The following is a 20,923-nucleotide window of genomic DNA, read 5'->3' as shown; positions in this document are numbered from 1 at the left end:
AGCGCCGGACGGGCTGAGAGATCAGCCCGTCCGGCGCTTGCGGCATATGGCCGGGCGCGGGTGCGTCGTGGCTGGGCGCGCAGTTCCCCGCGCCCCTGAAGGGCGGGCTGCGCCGCCCCTCACGGCGCGTCCGTGCTCAGCGCTTGGCGTCCCCCTTGCCGCAGGCCACGCCGTCCCCGTTGCGGTCGAGTCGCAGTGGGTCGTCCTTGCCGTTGATCTTCAGGGGGCCGTAGTCGTTGGACCTGAGCCAGGCACAACGAGCCGCCGTCGTCTTCTTGACCTCGGCCGGGAAGACCGTCGGGACGCAGACGTTGGCGGAGCCGTAGTGACGGTCGCAACCGGCGATGGTGGGGCTGACCTTCGCCGAGGCCCGCTTCTTGCCGGGCTCGGCGACCTTTCCTTCGAGGGAGTCCGCGAAGGAGTGGACGTGGCCCGAGGCCGTTTCCCCGGAGGCCGCGGCCGTCGCGGACGGGCCCTGGAGGTGGACCCACTTCGCCACCGACGGCACGCCGTTCGCGTCGACCGCGAAGAGCATGTACCAGCCGGGCGGGGCGAGGTTCGGGTTGCTCGTCACGTTCAGGTCGACGTTGTCGCCGTCGACGGAGAGCGGCAGGTCCACGAAGCGCTGGTTCGGGTCGGAGGAGTGCGTCACCGCGGCCGGGCGGATCAGTTCGGCCCTGGCGATGGGCCGGTCGACCGTGATGCGTTGCGTGTCGCCGTACGTCCACTCGTTGTCGATGAGTGAGGTGATGTTCGGGCGGGCGCCCTTGAGCAGGTACGGCGGGGTGTAGACGGACACGTTGTGGTTCCAGGAGCCGTTGCCCGGGTTGTCGCCGGTGGCCATCACGCGGCCGTCGGGGAGCAGGAACGCGGACGAGTGGTAGCCGCGGGCCTGCGGGTCGGCGGCCACCGGGTCGAAGGTGTTCGTCGCCGGGTCGTAGAGCGACGACTCGTGGACCGGATCGGCGCGGTTGTGCAGGGCGCCGCCGGTCTCCAGGACCTTCCCGTCGGGCAGCAGCACGGCGGAGACGTACATCTTGCCCTGGGCGCCGGTCTGCGGGACCTTGCCGTTGCCGAGGTCGACGGTGCCCTGCGGGAGCGGCGGTCCGGCGGTGTACGCCGGGTTGGCGGACTTGAGGTCGATGACGTCGGTCAGCCGGTTCGCGTCGGGGTTCGAGTCGATGTTGCCGCCGCCGATGGTGAGGACCTTCTGGTCCTGGGCCGGGGGCAGCAGCACACTGGCCGACTGGTCGCGTTCGTCCTTGCGCTGCAGGCCGGGCACCTGGGTGGTGGTGTTGGCGTCGTAGTCGTAGATCGCCGAGCCCGTACCGGGGATGTTGTTGCCGAAGGTGTGGCTGCCCGTGTAGAAGAGGCGGCCGTCCTGCATCAGGACCATCGTCGGGTACAGGCCCCAGTACGACCAGGTCTGGTTGACCTGCCACAGCGGCAGCCACTTGTTCTCGGCGTCCGACCAGCGCTCGGCCGCCACGGACCCGGTCGAGTCCTCCTTCAGCCCGCCGAAGGAGATCACGTCACCGTTGCCGAGGATCGTCGCCGACGGATACCAGTGCCCGTCGTTCATGTCGTTCGTCCTGCTGTACGTCTCGGTGACCGGGTCGAAGAGGTACGAGTCCTTGTAGCCCTGGTAGCCGATCGTGCCGTCGGCGGACGGGTAGCCCTTGTTGCCGCTCATGACCAGGACACGGCCGTCGTCCAGTTGCACGTGTCCCGCGCAGAACATGTCCTTGGGCGTGGGGATCTGCTTGTACGTGCCGGTCACCGGGTTGTAGACCGCGCTGGTGAACGTGCCCGCCTCGAACATCTCCTCGCTGTTGCCTGAGCCCGCGATCAGCAGCACCTTGCCGTTGTTGAGGACGACGGAGTGCATGGAGCGGACCGGGTTCTGCGTGGGCAGCACGTCCCAGCGGCCGTTGGCGCACTGTTCGGCCGTGCCGGTGCACACCGGGTCGGGTATCGGGTCGGCGACCTGGTCCATCGTGTAGTCGTCGGTGGTCGCGGAACCGGTGCCGTAGACGGAGACACCCCAGCTGATGCGGTCGGTGCCCGCGGGGACCTCGGACGTACGGACCGTCGCCTCGGACCAGTTCGCGCTGACCGGGAGCGTCTTGAGGTCGGTCCAGTACTGCCAGCCGGCGGTCGTGTCGTGCCGGAAGAGCGTGAGGGAGGTGTCCGGGGTGGTCGACTTGTACCAGAGCCCGAGGTCGTACTGCTTGCCGACGCTCACGACCGGAGCGCACTCGGCGGACTCGGTGATCAGCGCCTTGCGGTCGCCCTCGGTACGGCGGGTCAGCTCGACCTTCATGGCCTTGGAGCCGGTGTGGGCGCCGCCGACGGTGGAGAAGGTGAAGTCGTTGTCGCCCCAGCCGGACTTCTCCCAGCAGTACGGCATGCCGTCGCCGCCCGTGCCCGCCGTCTCGAAGCCCGGGTTCTTCACGAGGTTGGCGGCGGAGGCCGGCTGCGGGACCGAGAGGAGCAGCCCCGAGGTGAGGGCTCCGACGGCCAGCAGGGTCGTGGTACGGCGTCCGGGGCGGGCCGGGCGTCCGGACGTCGGAGCGGATCTGCGGAACATCAGCTGGATCTCCTTGCTGTGCGGCTCCTTGTGCGACGGCCCTGACCGGTCGCCGTATCCGTCGCGCGCCCTCCCTTGCGTGGTTTCGGCGGCTTGAGAGGCTTTCTCGGCTGTCGCGGCTTGCGCGCCGCCCGCGCCTTGCGTGGCAGATAGACCAGCGCCTCCGTGCCCGCGAACCGCAGGACGAAGGTGGTCACCAGGGCGAGTGCCGTGGCGGCGAGCGCGCTCATGCCGAACCGGCCCACGAGCAGCGCGATCAGCGGGATGCGCAGCACCAGGTCGGCGTTGGCGAGCAGCGCGAACCGGCCCGCCCTGTCCCACCAGCTCCGGTGCCGCCGTCGGTCCCGGAAGCAGAGGTGTTCGATGAGCAGGAAGTTCCAGGCGACGCCGAACTGGTTGGCGACGATCTCGGCGGGCAGATAGTGCATCCCGGCCGCCGTCAGCGCCCACAGGCCCAGGAGGTTGGGCAGGAAGCCCGTCGCACCGATCAGCCCGAAGACCACCATCCGGGCCACCGGCGAGGCCGTACGCAGTCCGGCGAGGTGCCGCAGGAAGCGGACGCCCTCCTGCGCGGTCGACTTGGACTCGCCAGCGAACCGGTCCTGGAAGACGAACGGCACCTCGGTGACCTGGCGAGGCCGGGCCCGTACGGCCATTTCCAGCAGGATCTTGTAGCCGAGGGGCTTCAGGACGTCCGCGGTGACCGCGCTGCGGCGGATCGCGAAGAAGCCGCTCATCGGGTCGCTGATACCGCGCAGCCGGTGCGGGAACAGCGTCTTCGTCAGCCAGGTGGCACCGCGCGAGACGGCGACGCGGTAGCCGCCCGCCAGCCCCTCGCGGCTGCCGCCCTTGAGGTAGCGGGAGGCGACGACGAGTCCGGCCGGGGCGCGTTCGCCCGCGGCCACCAGCTCCGGGACGAGGGAAGGTGGATGCTGCAGGTCGCCGTCCATGACGACGATCCAGTCGGAGGTCGCCGCCCGGATGCCCTCGACGACGGCCCCGCCGAGCCCGCCGACGGGGCTCTCGCGGTGCAGCACGGTCACCGGGTACGGGCAGTCCCGGGCGGCGTCCCGGATCACCTCGGGGGTGTCGTCGGTGGAGTCGTCCACGAAGACGACCTCGCAGGGCAGCCGCGCGTTCACCGACGCGGTGATCTGCCGCAGCAACTCGCGGATGTTCGCGGACTCGTTGAAGGTCGGCACGACGATGGTGACCGCGCCCGGCTCGGGGAGCGGTGAGGCCGCACGCAGTGCCGGGTCGCTCAACTCCCCCGGGACGATGGACTCGTACGTCATCGGTCGCCGCCTTCCGTGGCCGCGGCGTCCGCGGTGCCTGCCGTGCTCCGCCTGCTCGCCCTGCTCTCCTTGCCGCCGTTCTCGATCCGCCGGATCTCGACGCGGTCGGGGCCCTTGCCGAAGGTGGCGACCGGTGTCGAGTGCCGCATCGCCTGCTTGACGTTGGGCAGGTCGACGGCGTCGCGCCGCACGGTCGGGGAGGCGACGACGTAGTCGAGGTCGCGCCAGCCGCGCGGCATCGTCTTCGTCACGGCGGGGTCGAGGTCGGCCTTGTAGAACCAGATGACTCCGAGTCCGGGCCGGTAGCCGGCGTGCACGAGGTCCAGCCAGAGCGCGTCGTCGACCAGGACACGGGTGTCCTGCGGGTTGTCGACCTCGGTGGCCAGCCACTTCGAGGCGGCCCGGTAGGGGGCGTTGGCGTCGGTGGTGGCGGCGGTGCGGGCGCCGTCGTACCAGCGCGGCACGACGTACACGGCCGAGACCGCGACGAGCAGCGCCGCGACCGCGTACCGCCCGCGGGTGACGTACGTGCTCTCGCCGGCGGCGCGCCGTCTGCGCAGCACCCCGTGGGCGACGCTCGCCGTGCCTCCGGCGAGGACCAGCGCGAGGAACGGCAGGGCCTGGATGACGTACATGGCGGGCAGGTAGCCGTTCGGGCGCAGGGCGACCAGGGCGAGGACGGCGACGGTCAGGGCGGGTCCGGCGAGCGCCCGCGCGGTGACCGACCAGCGCCAGGTGACCAGCAGCAGCAGTGCTCCGGCCAGGCCGCCCAGCGGCAGGACGCGGTCGTAGTAGAGCCAGGACTGCAGGACCCCGTGGGAGCCGGAGCCCTCGTCGAGGATGAAGCCCGAACCGGGCCTGGTCAGCTGGTACTGGAGGCCGTCCCAGAGCGAGACGTGTCCGGCGCCCGGGAGGAGTTCGCCCTTGAGGAGGGCGAAGAGCGGGTACGACATGCCGATCAGGACGCAGGCCGTGACGGCTCCGGTGATCGCGAACTTACGGGTGTCCCGATGGCTGTGGCGCCACATGGTGACGAGCACGGCGGGCAGGACGAAGATCATTGTCTCTTTGGTCAGGACCGCCGCCGCGGCGGCGAGTCCCGCGCCGAAGTGGTGCCAGAGATGGCGGCTCGGAGAGGCGGCGAGGCAGAACGCGAGCAGCGTCCACATCACCGCGAGGTTGTCGAGGAAGATCTCGCGCTGGAGGACGACGGACAGCGGCGAGAGGCCGAACAGCAGCAGTGCGAGTGCCGCCGCCCAGCGGGGCAGGGACAGGCGGCGGGCCAGTACGTGGACGAGGACCGCGCTCACCGCGCTGACCAGGAGCATCACGATCCGCATCGAGCCGACCGTCATCGACTCGGGGCTGAGCAGGGACGGGATCCAGGTCAGTGCGGCTATCTGTATCCAGCCGAGGGGCGGGTGGTCGTACCAGTACGTGTAGTGGGCGAGGCCGTCGCCCTGCTGCACGGACCAGGCCTGGGCGAGGTAGGTGCCCTCGTCGTCGCTGAGGGTCGGGTAGTCGGCGATGTTCCAGCCCTGCACGGTCATGACGGCCGCGAGGAGTACGCCGCACAGGATCAGGTCGGCCTTCGAACGGCCCGGCCGGGGCGGGGTTGTTCGAGGAGCCGGACCGGTTGTGGGGACAGGAGTGCGCTGCGCGGGGACCTTGGACGTGGTCACCGCGGGGAGGGTGGAGGTCACGCAGGGACGTCCTCTCGGGACCCGCGGGCCGCGGCCGCGGCTTCGGTGGCGGCGTCGGCTTCGGCGCCGGTTGCCGTGGCGGTGGCGGTGGCGGTGTCACGGCCGGTGTCGGTGAGGTGTGCGCCGACGTGACTGGTCAGCTCCCAGTCGTTGCGGCCCCGCTGCTCGCGCCAGACGGCACGGACGGCCGCTCCGGCCAGGAGCACCTGGTAGAAGGGGCCGCCGGCGACGAGCTTGAGGTAGTGGACGAAGCGGACGCGCAGCCCGTACTGCTTGCCGAAGTCGTGCAGTCCGACCAGTTCGAAGACGAAGGTGACGAGCGCGGTGACGGCCGGCAGGAAGGTGATGAAGGCGATGCCGACAGGGACGTCGAGGAAGAGCGCGACGGCCACGTTGAGCGGGATGATCACGCCGGAGATCGCCTGGAGGTACGGCGTCATCAGGGTGTAGCGGGCGAGCAGCCGCTGGCCGAAGCCGGGCAGCTGCTTCCAGTCCTTCTTGCGGTAGACCTGGAGGAAGCCCTGGTTCCACCGGGTGCGCTGCTTGAGCAGCGACATCAGGCTGCCGGGGGTCTCCTCCTTGGTCACCATGTCGGAGTCGTACGCGACGACGACCTTCTTGCCGACGCTGGAGAGTCGTACTCCCAGGTCGCAGTCCTCGGCGAGGCAGTCGGGGTCCCAGCCGCCGGCTTCCCGCAGGACGTCCGTGCGGACGAAGACGGTGTTGCCGCCGAGCGGGATGAAACCTTTCTGCGCATGGAGGTGGAGCCGCGAGCGGAACCAGAAGAAGTACTCCAGGCAGTTGCGCAGGCTGTACCAGCTGGAGTGGAAGTTGATGAGCTGGACGCCGCCCTGGACGACGTCCGCGCCGGTGGTGCGGAAGGCGTGGTCGACGTGCGCGAGCAGCTCCGGATGGACCTGGTCCTCGGCGTCGAAGACTCCGACGACATCGCCGCGGCAGTGCGGCAGCGCCGTGTTCATGGCCTTCGGCTTGTTCTTCTTCTCGTGGGTGTCGACGATCACCCGTACACGCGGGTCGCGGGCCTCGGCGTGCCGGGCCACCGCGGTGGTGTCCGGGTCGTCGTGGCCGACGATCACGATGATCTCGAAGTCGGTGTGGCCGGATTCCAGCAGGCGCTGGATGGTGTGGTCGAGGACGGCCTGTTCGTGCCTCGCGGGCAGCAGCAGCGAGAAGGACACGTGCTCGCCCCCGTCCGGACTGCTGAACCGGGTGGAGGCGAGCACCTCGGGCGTACGCCACGCGTGCATCTGCCACCACAGGGTGAAAGCGGCCATCCAGAAAAGGGCGAGCGAAACGACAGCGATGAAAACAGACGCCAGCAAAAGATCCCCCCAGGATCCCCAGAACCCCCTGTCACGACAGCGAGTGACTCCTGTCGTGTCCGGGACAGAGACTATGGGGATTCTGTGAAGTCCGGGAGGTGTTCTGATAAATAGCGTGTTTCGGAATGCTCGGTCGACTAGTGGGACGTATCCGAACACCTGCGCACATCGGGCCTCGGCGTGCCGGGTGTTTCCCCTGCTCAGCGCCCCAGTGCCGCCCGGAGGCGGTCGACGTCGGTCGTCGGGGCGTCACAGGTGAAGTTACGGCAGACATACGCGGTCGGTTCATTGTCGACAAGTGATCGGTGTGCAAGGAGGGGCAGTTCGTCACTGTCCGCTGTGCCCACGGCGACGACCGCGCCGGGCGCGGTGGCGAGCAGGGCGGCGCGGTGCAGCTCCCTGGTGGCCGGATTGTCACCTGGTCCGACGACGGCCACCTCCCGAGGGCCGTCCAGCTGGGCCTCGGCGGTGGCCAGACCCCAGCCGATGAACCGCGGGGCGCGCGGCCCGAGCGCCTTCACCACGCCCAACGCCCGCTCGGCGGCACTCCGATGGGGCTCCGAGCCGGTCTGGGCCGCATAGCTCAGCAGGGCGCCGGCCGCCGCGCTCCAGCCGGAGGGCGTGGCGTTGTCGGTCGGGTCCTGCGGGCGCCGGATGAGCTTCTCGGCGTCGGCCGCCGTGTCGTACAGGGCCCCCGACTGCTCGTCGGTGAACTGCACGAGGACGTGGTCGAGCAGGAAGCCCGCGAACTGAAGCCAGACGCCCTCGCCGGTCACCGAGGCCAGCGCGAGGAACCCCTCCGCGACGTCCGCGTAGTCCTCCAGCACCCCCGCGTGCGCGCCGGCGCGACCGTCCTTGCTGGTACGGGCGAGGCGCGCGTGCTCGTCCAGGTGGAGCCGCACGAGGAGGTCGGCGGCCCCGAGCGCCGCGTCGACGAGGTCGGGCCGGTCGAAGTACGCGCCGGTCTCGGCCAGGGCGGCGATCGCGAGCCCGTTCCAGGCGGCGACGACCTTGTCGTCACGGCCGGGGGCGGGACGGCCGTCGCGCGCCTCCTTCAGCCGCGTCTTGACGGACTCGATCCGGTCGGCGTCGAACACGCCCTCGCTCTGCGGCAGTTGCAGAACGGAGGCGCCCTCCTCGAAGGTGCCTTCCTCGGTCACCCCGAAGTAGTCGGCGGCGAGGCTCGCATCCTCGTCGCCCAGCACGTCACGCAACTGCTGAGGGGTCCACGCGTAGTACGCGCCCTCGACGTGCTTCCCCGCGCCGTCGTCGCTGTCGGCGTCGAGCGCGGAGGCGAACCCGCCCTCGTTCGTCCGCAGTTCGCGGACCATGAAGTCGGCGGTCTCCAGGGCGACCCGGCGGGCGAGGTCCGAGCCGGTGCTCCGCCACAGGTGCGCGTACACGCGGCACAGCAGCGCGTTGTCGTACAGCATCTTCTCGAAGTGGGGCACGACCCACCCACGGTCGACGGAGTAGCGGGCGAAGCCGCCGCCGAGCTGGTCGTAGATACCACCGCGGGCCATGTGCTCGCAGGTGTCCGCGGCCATCTGGAGCGCGCCCTCGGACCCGGTGCGGGCGTGGTGGCGCAGCAGGAACTCGACGGCCATGGACGGCGGGAACTTGGGCGCCCCGCCGAAGCCGCCGTGGGTGGCGTCGTAGTCGCGGGTGAGCCCGAGCAGCGCCTGCGCGAGGTCGCCCTCGCCGGGCACCTGCGCGTCGCCGAAGCCGATCTCGCGGCCGGCGAGGTCGCGCACGATCTTCTGGGCGACCTCGGCGACCTCGTCCCGCCGGTCGGTCCACGCGCCGCGCACGCCTTCGAGGACCTGCTGGAACGAGGGGCTGCCGTGCCGGGGCCCGGGAGGGAAGTACGTGCCGAAGTAGAACGGCTCCCCGTCCGGCGTCATGAACACGGACATGGGCCAGCCGCCCTGCCCTGTGGCGGCCTGCACGGCCTCCATGTAGACGGCGTCCACGTCCGGCCGCTCTTCACGGTCCACCTTGACGGACACGAAGTGCTCGTTCATGTACGCGGCGGTGTCGTCGTCCTCGAAGGACTCATGTGCCATGACGTGGCACCAGTGGCACGCGCTGTAGCCGACGCTCAAGAACACGGGGACGTTGCGCCGCCGGGCTTCTTCGAACGCGCCGGCCTCCCATGGCCACCAGTCGACCGGGTTGTCCGCGTGCTGGAGGAGGTAGGGGGATGTGGCCTGCGCAAGTCGGTTTGGCATACCCCCATCCTTGCTCACCCCGCCTCCGCCCCGTCCATGCGCCACAGGGACAGCGCACGAACGGGGCCGAGGGGTGCCGGCTCAGTGCTCGCGCGGCCGGACCGGCTGGCGAGTGGCAGCGTTGCGCCGCCACGGTCCCCGCGCGCCCTGCTGACCGTCCAGGCCGCCTGCCCTTCTGTGGCTCAGCGACCGGGACGGGACCTGTCCTCCCACCCCTGCCGCCCCGCGCCGCCGCGATCACGGAAGGGATGGGAGACCTAGATGTGCAGCGTGAGCACCAAGCCCACGAGGACCCACGTCAGGAACTCAGCGAGGGCCGGCACCAGGGCGCGCGTCCGCCTCACTTGTGCTCGCTGTGGAAGGGGGATGGGGGCGGGTTGCTGCCGGGCGGGAAGTAGACCACCCCGGAGACCGGGTCCTGAGCCCCGCCCCGCTCCGTCCACCAACCCTCGGGAGAGTCCGCATACGGGCCCTCAGGGTCGTCCAGGAGGTTGACCAGCTCCGGGGCCGGTAACGGGCGCAGAGTGCGTCTGCGGAGTCTCGCGGGGGTCATCAGCGCCGCCGGTACGGCTCGGCGCACTTGCTGTGCCGGTAGTCCACGGCGGGCGGTCCCGACTGCCGTTCCACGGTTCCCCGGCGGCAGGGCTCAAGGGCCCCGATCGGCTTTCGGCATTCGGGGCACGTGCGTGCGTCGGTGTCGGTCGCCATCGTCACTGTCCCCTCACGTGGTCCGATGACGACCACGCCAGGAACCATGAACTCTCAACTGACAGCCAATTGAAGCCGATTGCAGCCGATTGCGCGCCGATTACATGAGTGAGTCACGCGCCCTGGCGAGTAGCGCACGGGCCTTGTCACCACCTCGCTGGGCTGCGTGATCGTGAGATAGCCGGAAACGAGTTCAACGTTCACTTGCACCTTGTCGAAGATCCAGAACCCTTCGACCGGCATACGTGTCCGGCCGAGATGGACAGGGATCACTCCGACGCTGACGTTGGGCAACGCGCCTACCGTCAGGAGGTGGTCAAGCTGCTCCGCCTGGGTGCCGGCGTCGCCCAGGCCGTTGCCCAACACGCCTTCTTCAACGAGGAACGCGAACCGTCGCTGTCCCTCGTACAGGACTGCTGACGCTCCATGCGGGCAGCCACAGCGTCGGCCACATCATCGACGGGAACCCGTCTCCGCTGGACAGCGCGCAACACATCCTCGGTGTGGCCGAACGTTTGCAGTAGGCCCGGGAAGAGACCCGGCGAGTAGGCACCGCCGGAGGTCGCGCTCTCCGCACACCGCGCACGCCACCGAGACGCCGAGATCGACGGCAGACGCTCCTCCCACTTCGGCCCGAGGGGTCCCGGCGATTCGCGCGTAAACAGGAGAGGACGCTGCCGGCGACATCCGAGGATCAAGGAGCTGGGGACGACATGAGATTCCTGGAACGTGAGCGCGCGGCCCTCGCCAAACTGCTGCCCGGGCTCGACGAAGGGCTGCGGGACCTGCCGCTCATGACGCTGGAAGGCGCCGACAGCCCCGGCATCGCGATGTTCCGGGAGAGCGGCGGCCCGGGACTGCTCGCCCCTACCAGCTTCCACGGCCGGGGCGCCACGGCCCTGGAGACGCTACGGGTGCAGCGCGCCCTGGGCAGCCGTTCGCCCTCGCTCGCGGTGGCGACGACCATGCACCACTTCTCGATGGCGACGCTGGTCGGCCTGAGCGACTCCGGTACGGGGCTGGAGTGGATGCTCGTCCAGGGCGTCGCGTCGGACAACCGCCTGATGGCGTCCGGCTTCGCCGAGGGACGCAGCGGCTCCGGCATCCTGTCGCCCTCCATGTCGGCCACGGTGACACCCGAGGGAGTACGGATCAGCGGCGTGAAACGGCCGTGCAGTCTGGCCCGTTCCATGGACCTGCTCACCGCCAGCGTGATGGTGCCGCGCGAGAAGGGCGAGGGACAGGAGCTGGCCGTGGCACTGGTCCCCGCCGACAGCGAAGGGCTGAGCGTCAGCGGCTTCTGGTCGAGCAGCTTCCTCGCGGGCGCCGAGAGCGACCAGGTCACCCTGGACAACGTACTGGTACCCAAGGAGCTGCTGGTACGCACGGCGACGCCTGCCGGCGCCCAACTCGACGCGGTGCAGACCGCCGGTCTGGTCTGGTTCGAGCTGCTGATGACCGGCAGCTATCTGGGCGCGGCGAGCGCCCTGGTGGAACGGGTGCTGCTCAACGACCGGGTGCCCGACTCCGAGCGGGTCAGGCTGCTCGTGGAGATCGAGGGCATGATGGCGGCAGCCGAGGGTCTCGCCCGGCGGGTGGACGAGGGCTCCCCCGACGAGTCCGCGCTCGCCGACTCGCTCTACGTGCGCTACACCGTCCAGGACGCCCTCGCCCGGATCGTCCCCCGCGCCGTCGAACTGCTCGGCGGCCTCAACTTCATGACGTCGGACGAGGTCGGTTACCTCGCCGCCTGTGCCAACGGCCTCGCCCTGCACCCGCCGTCCAGGACGCGGATGACCGGTCCGCTGTCCGCGTATCTCGCCGACGAGCCGCTGACCATCGCCTGACCCCCGCTCGGGTCGGCGCCGACCCATCCGCCCCGCCCGGTCCGGGCCGGCCCGAACGGCCCCCATCAGCCCGTGCCGTCCCGCACCGCCTTTTCCTGACACGTGTCATCTTCCGACCGGCGCCGCGGGTCCGCGGTGCCGCGACCACTCGACCGAGGGGAACACCACCATGCCTCCGTCCCGGAACAGCGCCCCGCCCGGCCCACTGCCGTCGTCACCTTCACCGTCCGCGAGGCGTCCCACGATCCTTCTCACCGGCGGCGCCGGAGTGCTGGGCAGGGCGCTCATCGATGAACTGGCGACGGACTTCCGGATCGTCTGCCTGCGCCACCACACCCCGATCGACGACCGCCGGGTCCGCGAGATCCGGGCCGATCTGCTGGAGCCCGGACTCGGTCTGTCGTCGGCGGACCTGGACCGGCTCGCCGCCGAGGTGGACCTGGTCGTGCACTCCGCCGCCGCGACCAACTGGAAGGCCGAGCCGGACGCGATCCGGCGCGCCAACCTCGACGGCACCGCCGCGATGCTCGCCCTCGCCGCCCGCGCCGAAGCACCGTTCTTCCACATGAGCACCGCCTTCGTCGCCAATCCGCTGGCGTCCGAGGAGCAGCGGCGCTTCCCCGGCGCCGCCGCGTACCTCGCCTCCAAGACCGCCGCCGAGCAGGTGGTGCGCGACGCTCCGGTACCGGGGGTGATCCTGCGTCCGTCGGTGGTGATGGGTGACTCGGTCACCGGCCGGATCGCCGGGATGCAGGGGCTGACGCGGGCGCTGGGGGCCATCGTGAAGGGACAGGTCCCGGTGCTTCCCGGAGCGCCCGAGGCCCGGATCGACATGGTGCCCCAGGACGTCGTGGCAGGTGCCGTCGGCGACCTGCTGCGGGCCGGCGTGACCGAGGGCGAGTACTGGCTGACGGCCGGCGCCGACGCACTGCTGCAGCGCGAAGTGGTGGACACGTGCCTGGAGTTCGCGGACCGGTACGGGCCCCGGCCGCATCCGCCGCGGCTGATCCCGGTGGAGTCCGTACACCGGCTGCTGCTGCCGCTGATCGAGGGCCCGACCTTCCCGGAGTCGCTGCGCCGCCGCTTCCACACGTACGCGGAACTGCTGCTCGTCTTCCAGCGGTCGCTGCCGTTCGAGTCGTCCCTGGGAACACCGCACTGCGGCTCCGCCCAGTCCAAGGCCGACCTGCGGCAGGCGCTGGTCCGCAACCTGACCGCCTGGTCCACCGGACGCGGCGGCATGCGGCCGGACCAACGCGGCCGCCGCACGCCGGATCCGCGGCCCGCGCCGCACCCGCAGACGCAGGAGCTGGCGTCATGACCGCAGCCCCGTCCACGGCGTCCGCCGCCCTGCCCTCGGCACCGCCCGATTGCGACCGGACCGATCCGGCGGGCGAGGGCGCGCACATCGCCCGCCTCTACCGCGAACACCTGTCCTCCGGCCGCGCCGTACTCGGCACGGTGATCGGCGGCATGGTGGAGACCGGTTCCGAGGGCGTCTGGGTGTTCACCGGGGACGGCCGCCGCTATCTCGACTTCGGCGGCTACGGAGTCTTCCTGCTGGGACACCGGCACCCGTCCGTGACCGCGGCCGTGCACCGCCAGGTGGACACGCATCCACTGGCGAGCCGGGTCTTCCTGGAGCCGGTCGCGGCCCGCGCGGCGCGGGCACTCGCCACCCGGACGCCGGCCGGCCTGGATCACGTGCACTTCGTCAACTCCGGTGCGGAGGCGACCGAGGCGGGCCTGAAACTGGCTCGCGCGCACGGCCACACCGCCCTCGTCAGCACGCTCGGCGGGTATCACGGCAAAACCCTCGGCGCGTTGAGCGCGACCGCCAACCCGAAGTACCAGGAGCCGTTCCGGCCGCTCCTGCCCGACAGCACGGCGGTTCCGTACGGCGACACCGACGCGATGGCGACGGCACTCGCCGCCCTCGGCAGCCGGGCCTGCGTGATCGTGGAGCCGGTGCAGGGAGAGGGCGGAGTGCGCGTTCCGCCGCCCGGATATCTGGCGGAGGTGAGCCGACTGTGCCGGACGCACGGGGCCTTCCTGATCGTCGACGAGATCCAGACGGGGCTGGGGCGGCTGGGGTCGTGGTGGGGCATGGACCTGGACGGCGCGCCGCGCCCTCAACACGCCGCCCCGGACGCCCTGTTGGTGGGCAAGGGTCTCAGCGGCGGGGTCGTGCCGGTCGCGGCCGTGGTCGCCACCGCGGCGGCCTACCGCCCCTTCTCCCGCGATCCCTATCTGCACACCTCGACCTTCGCCGCGTCCCCGCTCGCCTGTGCCGCCGCGCTGGCCGCCGTGGAGACGCTGGAGACCGAGGACCTGGTCAACCGCGCGGCGGTACTGGGCGACCGGCTGCTCGCGGGCGTCCGGACCGCCTGCGCCCCGTACACCGGAGGCATGGTGCGGGAGGTCCGGGGACGCGGGCTGCTGATCGGCCTGGAATTCGCCGAGGAGCAGGCCGTCGGTGAACTGATGCTCGAACTCGTCGGCCGAAGCGTCCTGGTGAACCACTCCCTCAACGCGACCCGCGTCCTGCGTCTGACTCCGCCGGCGATCGCCGACGAGGAACACGTAGGACTCTTCCTGGCCGCCCTGACCGAGGCTCTGCGCGTCGTCGCGACGCGCCTCGGCCGAACCGTCTGAACCCTTCATGGAAAGGCAATCCCCCATGCGTCACGTGACCGTACGGCTGACCGCCCACGACGTCGACCCCGAGACCGCGTACCGGCGGATCCGTGACTTCCGCCGCTATCCCACCGTCACCGATACCGTCCACGAGGTCGTGGTCCATCCACCTCATGCCGACGGCACGGTGGTGTCGGAGTGGACCGTCGGCTTCCGGAACGGGCTGATGCGCTGGTCGGAACGCGACAGCTTCACGCCACAGTCGCTGACCATCGGCTTCACTCAACTCAGCGGCGACTTCGAGACGTTCGACGGGACCTGGCAGTGCGGGTCCGACGAGGACGGCACGGTCGTGACCTTCGACGCCGACTTCGATCTGGGCATCCCGACACTGGCCGAACTCCTCGATCCGGTGGCGGAGTCGACGCTGCGCGCCAACATCGAGCGGATCCTGCGGGGACTGCTCGGCCGGGTCTCGCCCGCGCCGGTCCACTTCGCCGAGTCCGCCGCCCCCGCGCATGGCTGAACTGGCGCTGGCCGCCCAACAGGCGGCGCCGACACGGTCGTTCGCACCGGGCTGGGACACACTGCGGAACGAGCCGGGACCCGACACCGTCCGCTGTCTCGGGCTCTACGCCAAACTGACGGCCGGCGTCACGGTCGTCACGGCCCTGGACGGCGCCGGTGCGCCGACCGGCATGACGGTCTCGGCCCTCACCTCGCTCTCGGCCAAGCCACCACTGATCCTCGCCTGTCTGCGCGGTAGTTCCCGCACCCTGACCGCGCTGCGCGAGCACGGCGCTTTCGCCGTCAGCCTGTTGACGTCGCGACAGCGTCAGGTCGCCGAGCGTTTCGCTGACGCCTCCGTGCCGCCCGCGCGGCGTTTCACCGACAGTCCCGTACGGCGGGTACTCGGCCTTCCGGTGCTCGCCGACGCCCTCGCGTGGTCGGTGTGCCTGGTCGAGGACGTACGCCAGTACGGCGATCACCACGCCGTCGTCGGGCGGGTGCTCGCGGTCGAGGTGAACAGCGGACAGCCGCTGCTCTGGCACGACCGCGAGTTCCACGCGCTGCCCGGAGCGCGTGACGGCTGAGCACGCGGCGGGTCGCGACGGACGCCCGGTCGGGTATCTCCCCGACCGGGCCTCCCGCGTCTCGTTCTCCAAAGGCCGTGGGCCGCCGACCGACGACCGGCGGAGCCACCCTCGTGGCGCCGCGTCGGCAGCCGCCGTCCACAGCACCGGCCGCGACTCCGACACCCGTCCGTCCGTCCGTCCACAGTGCTGTCCGAAGCGCTGTCCGCAGTGCTGTCCGCAGTGCCGTTCCCACGCCATCGACAGAACAGAGAACCGCATTCCGCACACCTGGAGGTCCCATGTCCCTGCCCAAGATTCCCGGCGTGAACTCCGAAAACGCCGCCACCGAACTGTCGCAGACTCCTGAGCGGTCGGCCGGCAACGCGCAGAGCGCCGTCCACGGTGTCGGCGCCGCGCTCGACGCCGCCGCGGCCTCGGACGACTGGGGAAACGCGCCGGACGAGCAGCACCCCTACCCGGTCGTGCTCGTGCACGGCACGCTGGGCTCCCGCGAGACGACCTGGCCGCAGATGACACTCAAGCTCAAAGCTGCGGGCTACCGGGTCTTCAGCCTGAACTACGGCGCAATGCCCACGCTGCCGATGCTGCGCGGGCTGTACGGGCTGGGCGACATCAAGAAGTCGAGCCAGGAGCTCGCCGACTTCGTCGACCGGGTACTGGCGGACACCGGGGCCCAGCAGGTGGACATCGTCGGGCACTCCCAGGGCGGAATGACGCCGCACTACTACCTCAAGTTCCTCGGTGGCACCGGAAAGGTGCGGCGCCTCGTCGGTATCGCACCGAGCTGCCACGGCGTCACCGTGGACGGACTGCTCGCCCTGGTCCGCCAGTTGCCGGCGGTGCGAGAGGTCGTGGAGGCGGAAGTGCTCTTCCGGGTGAGCCCCGCGTTCACTCAGTTGCTGCACGACTCGGACTTCGTCGATGAGCTGGTGGCACCGGGCGACACCGTGAACGGGGTCGACTACACGGTCATCTGGTCGACCTACGACGAAGTGGTCAAACCGCCCGAATCCCAGCAGTTGACGCCGACGCACCCGGACGACCAGGTCACCAACCTGCGACTGCAGACGCTGGACCCGAAGCGCCGGACCAGGCACCTGTCCATGCCCTCCGACTCGGTCGTCCTGCGCGAGACGCTGAAGGCCCTGGCCGACTGAGCCGCGAACGACGAGGGGGTGGTGCGAGCCTCGGCCCGCACCACCCCTTCAGTCGTGCCCGCGGATCAGTAGTCCGTGCACCTGCCCTTCTCACCCTTCCAGAAGCACACCTGGCCGAAGACGTCGAAGCCGGCCACGCCCCTCGGGTTGATCTTGTCGTACCTGGGCCTGGGAATCTGCAGACCGTTGATCTCGTCGCCGGTCAGCGGCCCCTCCGTCACCTTCCGGTCCGGCACAGGGCTGCCCGTTTTGAGGTCGCCCTTGAAGTCGAGGCCGCCCCGATCCCCGGTGTTCCAGGTGCCCTTGCCGTGTCCCTGCACGGAGAAGGTCGGGGCGGGGACCGCGCCGAATCTGCCGGTGCCACGGACGTGGAAGTCGATGTCGGTGAGTTCCCGCGCGGCCCCGCTGGGCGAGCGGCAGTCGTGGTAGCCGATGACTCCGTACACGTCGGCGTTCCGGGCCGTCAGCCCCAGCGGCGGATCGAAGTTCACCTCTGCGTCGAGGCGGCAGACCAGGTCGGGCACCGGCGCCGCATCCGGGTCCGGGTCCGCGTGGGCGGTGGGGGCGATGAGCACCGCGCCCGCCGCGAGGACTGCGGCCAGGGCCGTCGCCCGCATCGTTCGCGCCGAGCGCGTGGACATCTTCGTCTTCGTTGAGCGGATCACTGTGGACCGTTCCTTTCCTCAGGCCGTGGCGGGGCCGCCACGGAGAACTTCGCTCGCGGAGCCGAGATGGTCCGCGAGGTCGCGGTACGACTCCAGGACCCCCGTCTCGACGTAGGGGATCCCCCGCTCGACACAGAACTGCTTGACGAGGGGGTACGCGCGGCGCAGTGCCGCGCGGGGCATACCGGGAAAGAGATGGTGCTCGATCTGGTAGTTGAGGCCGCCGTAGAAGAAATCCCCGGCATACCCGGTGGGCAGCGTGCGCGAGGTGAGGACCTGGCGCTCCAGCCAGCTCCACTCCTCGCCCATCCGGGTCGGCAGCCCCTTGTGGTTGACGGCGAAGGCCAGTCCGAGCAGGTACCCGAGAAGGCCCTGGTGCACCGTCAGGAAGAGCAGCACGGCCGGCCACGGGAGGATGACGAACAGGGCGCCGAAGAAGAGCACCATGTGCGCCACCATCAGCCCGCCCTCCACGAGGGGGCGGCGGATCGCCCGGCGGCGCAGCGCGATGACGCCCGCGATGCGCAGGACCAGGGCCTCAAGTCCGAGCAACGGGAAGAACAGGTACCGCTGGTTGGCTGCCAGGAAGCGGGCGAACCCCGTGCGGTGCTGAGCCTGTTCGGGTGCGAAGATCGCCACCCGGCGCAGGATGTCGGGGTCCAGCTCCAGGTGATTGGGGTGGTTGTGGTGCCGGTTGTGGTGCTGCACCCACCAGCCGAAGCAGACCCCGAGCATGAGGTTTCCGTGGATCATGCCCAGCACCTGGATGGATTTGCGGGAGCGGGTGATCTGGCGGTGCCCGGCGTCGTGCACGAGGAAGGCGAGCTGCTCGTGCCAGACGGCGAGCCAGACCGCCGTCAGGACCACCTTCCACCAGGTTCCGCCGGACAGCACCAGCGCCGCCCAGCCGACGGCGTTCATGAGCCAGATCACGACGATTCCCGTCACGTACTGGCCCTTTCGGGCGCGCATGAGTCCGGCGGCCTGCACGCGGCGGGTCAGTTCGCGAAAGTCCTCGTCCTGCGCGCCGGGTTCGAACGGTGAGGAGTTGACTGCCTGGCTGTCGGTCATCGGTGGACCACCGACCCCTTTTCCTGATGGACGTTGGCGGACGTGCGTACGGTGCTCACGAGGTCAGGCCCATGTCGGCGAGCCGTGCCTCCTGGGTGGCGCTCGCCCATTCGGCGGCGGCGAGCATGCGTTCCTCCGCGGTGGTGTCGACCAGCCGGCGGCCCGGCCACAGCTCGTAGTCGCCGGCCAGGTCGCGGTGCTGCTCCATGCCCTGCTGGTAGAGCTGCTCACGCCGCAGGGTCAGCTCCTGGACCGGCAGCCGGGACCACAACTCGACGCCTCTCGCGACGAGTTCGCGGATCCGGTTCAGCTCCTCCGGGTGGTCGCGGACATGCCGCCGTACGATGGTGGTGCCCACCGACAGATGCCGGATCTCATCGATGCCGGCCGCCCGCTCGATCTCGGCGGCGGGCGGGTCGAAGGGACGCCACTTGCGTTCGCTCAGTTCGGCGGTGGGCGCGAGTACCCCTTCGACCAGGACGGTCAGGGTGACGACGCCGCCGATGTAGTCGCGGTCCCGCTCCAGGACGGACAGCCCGAAGTCCTCCAGCGGCGCCAGGATCGCGTCCCGGTCGGCTCCGGCCAGCTTCTCCATGGTGGACGTCAGGTCTGCCTCGGGCGTGCCCAGTTCGAGCAGGTGACCGCGGAAGGCGTAGGCGTGGCGGGCCTCGTCCATCAGCTGGGAGGCGTAGAAGTCCATCCCGGCGAGGTCGGGGGCGTAGGCGACGAGGAAGGAGAGGGCGCGCGCCGCCTTCTCCTCCGCCATCGAACGGAAGGCGAGTTCCTGCATGACGGCCTGGCGCAGTGGTCCGTCGGCCCGCATGTGGTCGGGCACCGGTACGTCCGGCGAGCGGCCCATCGGATCGCCGCCGAGGGTGCCCTCGGGGACGGCGCGGAACCAGTAGCCGAGGTCGCAGCCCTCCGGCGTCAGATCGGTGTGCAGCGCTCCTTCCAGCAGGCTCGGGGCGTGGTGCCGGTCGGCCTCAGCCGGGATCCTGGACATGGACGTGGTCATCTCAGCCTTTCGGGTTCTCGGGAATTCCGGGTGGTCGCGCATGGGGGGCCGCGGTGTGGGCCGTCGGCCGCGCGCGGAGTCTCAAACGGACTTGGTGAGGCGCATCAGCCGCCAGACGGCGCCGGGGCTCACACCGCCCTGGAAAGCCAGGTACTCCGGTTCGACGAGCTGCGGGCGCCACTTGAGCTTGAAGGACTCCTGGGCGGCGGCGGGGTAGATCGCCTTCCCCTTGGCGCCCAGCAGTTCCACGCACCGGCGCAGCGGGCCGCTGCTCGGCCCGGGTGCGGCCGTGTCGAGGCCGAGCTGCACGAACGGGGTGAACCCGAGGTGCAGCCAGCCGCACTTCTCCTCCTGGAACCGGAGCAGGGCGGTGGCGAACATCAGCTCCACCGTGCCGGGCGGGGCGTCCGGCAGCCGCCGCGTCAGGTCGTACAGCCGGCCCGGCCGCTCGCCGAACACGGGCGAGTAGGAGACGTAGCCGACGGTGCGTCCTTCGTGGACGGCGGTGAACAGGCGCCGGTGCGGTGCGCCCGGTCCGCCGCGTTCGCCGATGAGGAACTCAAGTTCCTTGACGTGGCGTCCCTTCGCCCGCAACCAGCCGGCGTCCACCGCGTCGAGTGCCGTGCCGACCGCGGCCCCGTCCCGCTCTTCCGCCTCCACCTCGCAGACGGTGACGCCTTCCCTGCGGGCCCGGTTGACCATGTTGCGCACCTTGACCATGCGCTGGCCGCCGAGGCTGTATCCGTCGAGCGCGATGCTGAAAGAGGCACCGAACTGGTTGACCACGAAACCGTGCGCGGCGTGCAGTTCGGCCTGCGGGCGGGAGAGCTGCACGGCGGCCACCCGGCGTTTCTCCTGAGCGGCCCACCCGAGGAACGCCTCCAGCAGCCGGGGCTGCTCCTCGACGGCACATACGGGGCCGCCCAGCTGGAAGAGGTGCCGTCGCCCCGCCTCCCGGTAGGGGACGAACCCGTCGACTCCGCGCGTACGAAAGCGCCGGTTGCCGCTGTTCATCGCCAGGAAGGCACTGCTGTGGCTGCCGTGGCGGCGCACCATCTCGTACGCCTCCGTGTCGGCGAGCGCGGGCGGGGCGCTCACCGGGCCGCCGCCTCGTGCCAGGGCACGGTGGCGAAGTCGCGCAGCGCGCGCTGGACGGCGGGGTGCGGGACCGGCTCGAAGGAGACCGTGAACGACTTGGCGAAGTTGCCGAACAGGGCGCGGTCGCCGAAGAGATGGATCGGCAGCACCAGCAGGGCCCACTCCCAGCCGTGCACCAGGGCCCAGACGCCGAGGACGGTGCCCTGCACACTCAGGCTGTGCATGGTGTTGTAGAGCACGTAGTAGACGCGTGAGACCTTCTTGTCGGAGCTGCGGTGGTAGGCGACGGCCCCCGGCAGGTAGCCGATGACGTCCACGTAGGCGAACAGGACGACAGCGACCCACCAGCGCACCTCGCCCAGGTGGGCGAGGAAGAAACCGGCGGCGACCAGCAGCCCGAGCAGATACTCCAGGCGCAGCAGCCCGTAGGTGGTCGGGGTCTGGCAGAGGTTGTGCCCGTCCACGG

17 protein-coding genes and 1 pseudogene are annotated in these 20,923 nt (G+C 70.5%); 6 read left to right on the top strand and 12 right to left on the bottom strand.

The genetic code is table 11. The features are described 5' to 3' along the window. Positions 1-136: 136 nt before the first annotated feature. From ACIOKD_RS05430 to ACIOKD_RS05400, 7 genes and pseudogenes are all read right to left on the bottom strand, one after another. Complete coding sequence (locus ACIOKD_RS05430) at positions 137-2,590, bottom strand: galactose oxidase-like domain-containing protein (RefSeq protein WP_402078478.1); 2,454 nt, start codon at positions 2,588-2,590, stop codon at positions 137-139. After that, entirely contained in the window at positions 2,590-3,885 is a 1,296-nt protein-coding gene (locus tag ACIOKD_RS05425; RefSeq protein ID WP_402078476.1) for a glycosyltransferase, read from the bottom strand. Before ACIOKD_RS05425 ends, ACIOKD_RS05430 begins: the two co-directional genes overlap by 1 nt. Continuing rightward, positions 3,882-5,588 carry an ArnT family glycosyltransferase gene (locus ACIOKD_RS05420; RefSeq protein ID WP_402078474.1) on the bottom strand — a complete coding sequence of 569 codons (1,707 nt, stop codon included), beginning with the start codon at positions 5,586-5,588 and terminating at the stop codon, positions 3,882-3,884. The genes ACIOKD_RS05425 and ACIOKD_RS05420 overlap by 4 nt, the downstream gene beginning before the upstream one ends. Continuing rightward, positions 5,585-6,931 (bottom strand): glycosyltransferase, encoded by a 1,347-nt coding sequence (locus ACIOKD_RS05415; RefSeq protein ID WP_402078472.1) that lies wholly within the window; start codon positions 6,929-6,931, stop codon positions 5,585-5,587. The genes ACIOKD_RS05420 and ACIOKD_RS05415 overlap by 4 nt, the downstream gene beginning before the upstream one ends. A 200-nt stretch (positions 6,932-7,131) precedes the next feature. Continuing rightward, entirely contained in the window at positions 7,132-9,162 is a 2,031-nt protein-coding gene (locus ACIOKD_RS05410) for a thioredoxin domain-containing protein (protein WP_402078470.1), read from the bottom strand. Between the two features lie 340 nt (positions 9,163-9,502). Further along, on the bottom strand, positions 9,503-9,715 hold the full coding sequence (locus ACIOKD_RS05405) for a hypothetical protein (RefSeq protein WP_402078468.1): 213 nt from the start codon (positions 9,713-9,715) through the stop codon (positions 9,503-9,505). Positions 9,716-10,020: 305 nt separating this feature from the next. Further along, positions 10,021-10,421: pseudogene (locus ACIOKD_RS05400) on the bottom strand (Scr1 family TA system antitoxin-like transcriptional regulator); the annotation flags it as partial. 162 nt (positions 10,422-10,583) lie between these two features. Here ACIOKD_RS05400 and ACIOKD_RS05395 point away from each other — a divergent pair. From ACIOKD_RS05395 to ACIOKD_RS05370, 6 genes are all read left to right on the top strand, one after another. Beyond that, on the top strand, positions 10,584-11,717 hold the full coding sequence (locus ACIOKD_RS05395; protein ID WP_402078466.1) for an acyl-CoA dehydrogenase: 1,134 nt from the start codon (positions 10,584-10,586) through the stop codon (positions 11,715-11,717). A 169-nt stretch (positions 11,718-11,886) separates the two neighbouring features. Then, positions 11,887-13,038: an SDR family oxidoreductase gene (locus ACIOKD_RS05390; protein WP_402078463.1), complete on the top strand. Its 1,152-nt coding sequence runs from the start codon at positions 11,887-11,889 to the stop codon at positions 13,036-13,038. Then, positions 13,035-14,372 (top strand): aspartate aminotransferase family protein, encoded by a 1,338-nt coding sequence (locus ACIOKD_RS05385; protein WP_402078460.1) that lies wholly within the window; start codon positions 13,035-13,037, stop codon positions 14,370-14,372. Before ACIOKD_RS05390 ends, ACIOKD_RS05385 begins: the two co-directional genes overlap by 4 nt. 25 nt (positions 14,373-14,397) lie before the next feature. Continuing rightward, the gene (locus tag ACIOKD_RS05380) at positions 14,398-14,880 is read left to right on the top strand and encodes a type II toxin-antitoxin system RatA family toxin (RefSeq protein ID WP_402078458.1); all 483 of its coding nucleotides are present in this window, start codon (positions 14,398-14,400) and stop codon (positions 14,878-14,880) included. After that, positions 14,873-15,448, top strand: coding sequence for a flavin reductase family protein (locus ACIOKD_RS05375; protein WP_402078456.1), 576 nt, complete (start codon positions 14,873-14,875; stop codon positions 15,446-15,448). The genes ACIOKD_RS05380 and ACIOKD_RS05375 overlap by 8 nt, the downstream gene beginning before the upstream one ends. A gap of 305 nt (positions 15,449-15,753) precedes the next feature. Then, positions 15,754-16,608, top strand: a complete 855-nt coding sequence (locus ACIOKD_RS05370; RefSeq protein WP_402078454.1) for an esterase/lipase family protein — start codon at positions 15,754-15,756, stop codon at positions 16,606-16,608. A 65-nt stretch (positions 16,609-16,673) separates the two neighbouring features. Here the strand turns inward: ACIOKD_RS05370 and ACIOKD_RS05365 are convergent, their stop codons facing one another. From ACIOKD_RS05365 to ACIOKD_RS05345, 5 genes are all read right to left on the bottom strand, one after another. Next, a complete protein-coding gene (locus ACIOKD_RS05365; RefSeq protein ID WP_402078451.1) occupies positions 16,674-17,273 on the bottom strand; it encodes a hypothetical protein in 600 nt (199 codons plus the stop codon). 18 nt (positions 17,274-17,291) lie between these two features. Continuing rightward, complete coding sequence (locus tag ACIOKD_RS05360) at positions 17,292-18,344, bottom strand: fatty acid desaturase family protein (protein WP_402078449.1); 1,053 nt, start codon at positions 18,342-18,344, stop codon at positions 17,292-17,294. A 55-nt stretch (positions 18,345-18,399) separates the two neighbouring features. After that, a complete protein-coding gene (locus ACIOKD_RS05355; RefSeq protein ID WP_402078446.1) occupies positions 18,400-19,347 on the bottom strand; it encodes a VlmB-like protein in 948 nt (315 codons plus the stop codon). A 93-nt stretch (positions 19,348-19,440) separates the two neighbouring features. Continuing rightward, positions 19,441-20,457: a phosphatidylglycerol lysyltransferase domain-containing protein gene (locus ACIOKD_RS05350; protein WP_402078444.1), complete on the bottom strand. Its 1,017-nt coding sequence runs from the start codon at positions 20,455-20,457 to the stop codon at positions 19,441-19,443. Next, positions 20,454-20,921: a hypothetical protein gene (locus ACIOKD_RS05345; RefSeq protein ID WP_402078441.1), complete on the bottom strand. Its 468-nt coding sequence runs from the start codon at positions 20,919-20,921 to the stop codon at positions 20,454-20,456. The genes ACIOKD_RS05350 and ACIOKD_RS05345 overlap by 4 nt, the downstream gene beginning before the upstream one ends. Positions 20,922-20,923: the final 2 nt, after the last annotated feature.

Source organism: Streptomyces sp. NPDC087844 (assembly GCF_044742785.1).
Taxonomy (GTDB): Bacteria; Actinomycetota; Actinomycetes; order Streptomycetales; family Streptomycetaceae; genus Streptomyces.
This window is presented reverse-complemented; position numbering and strand designations above follow the sequence as displayed.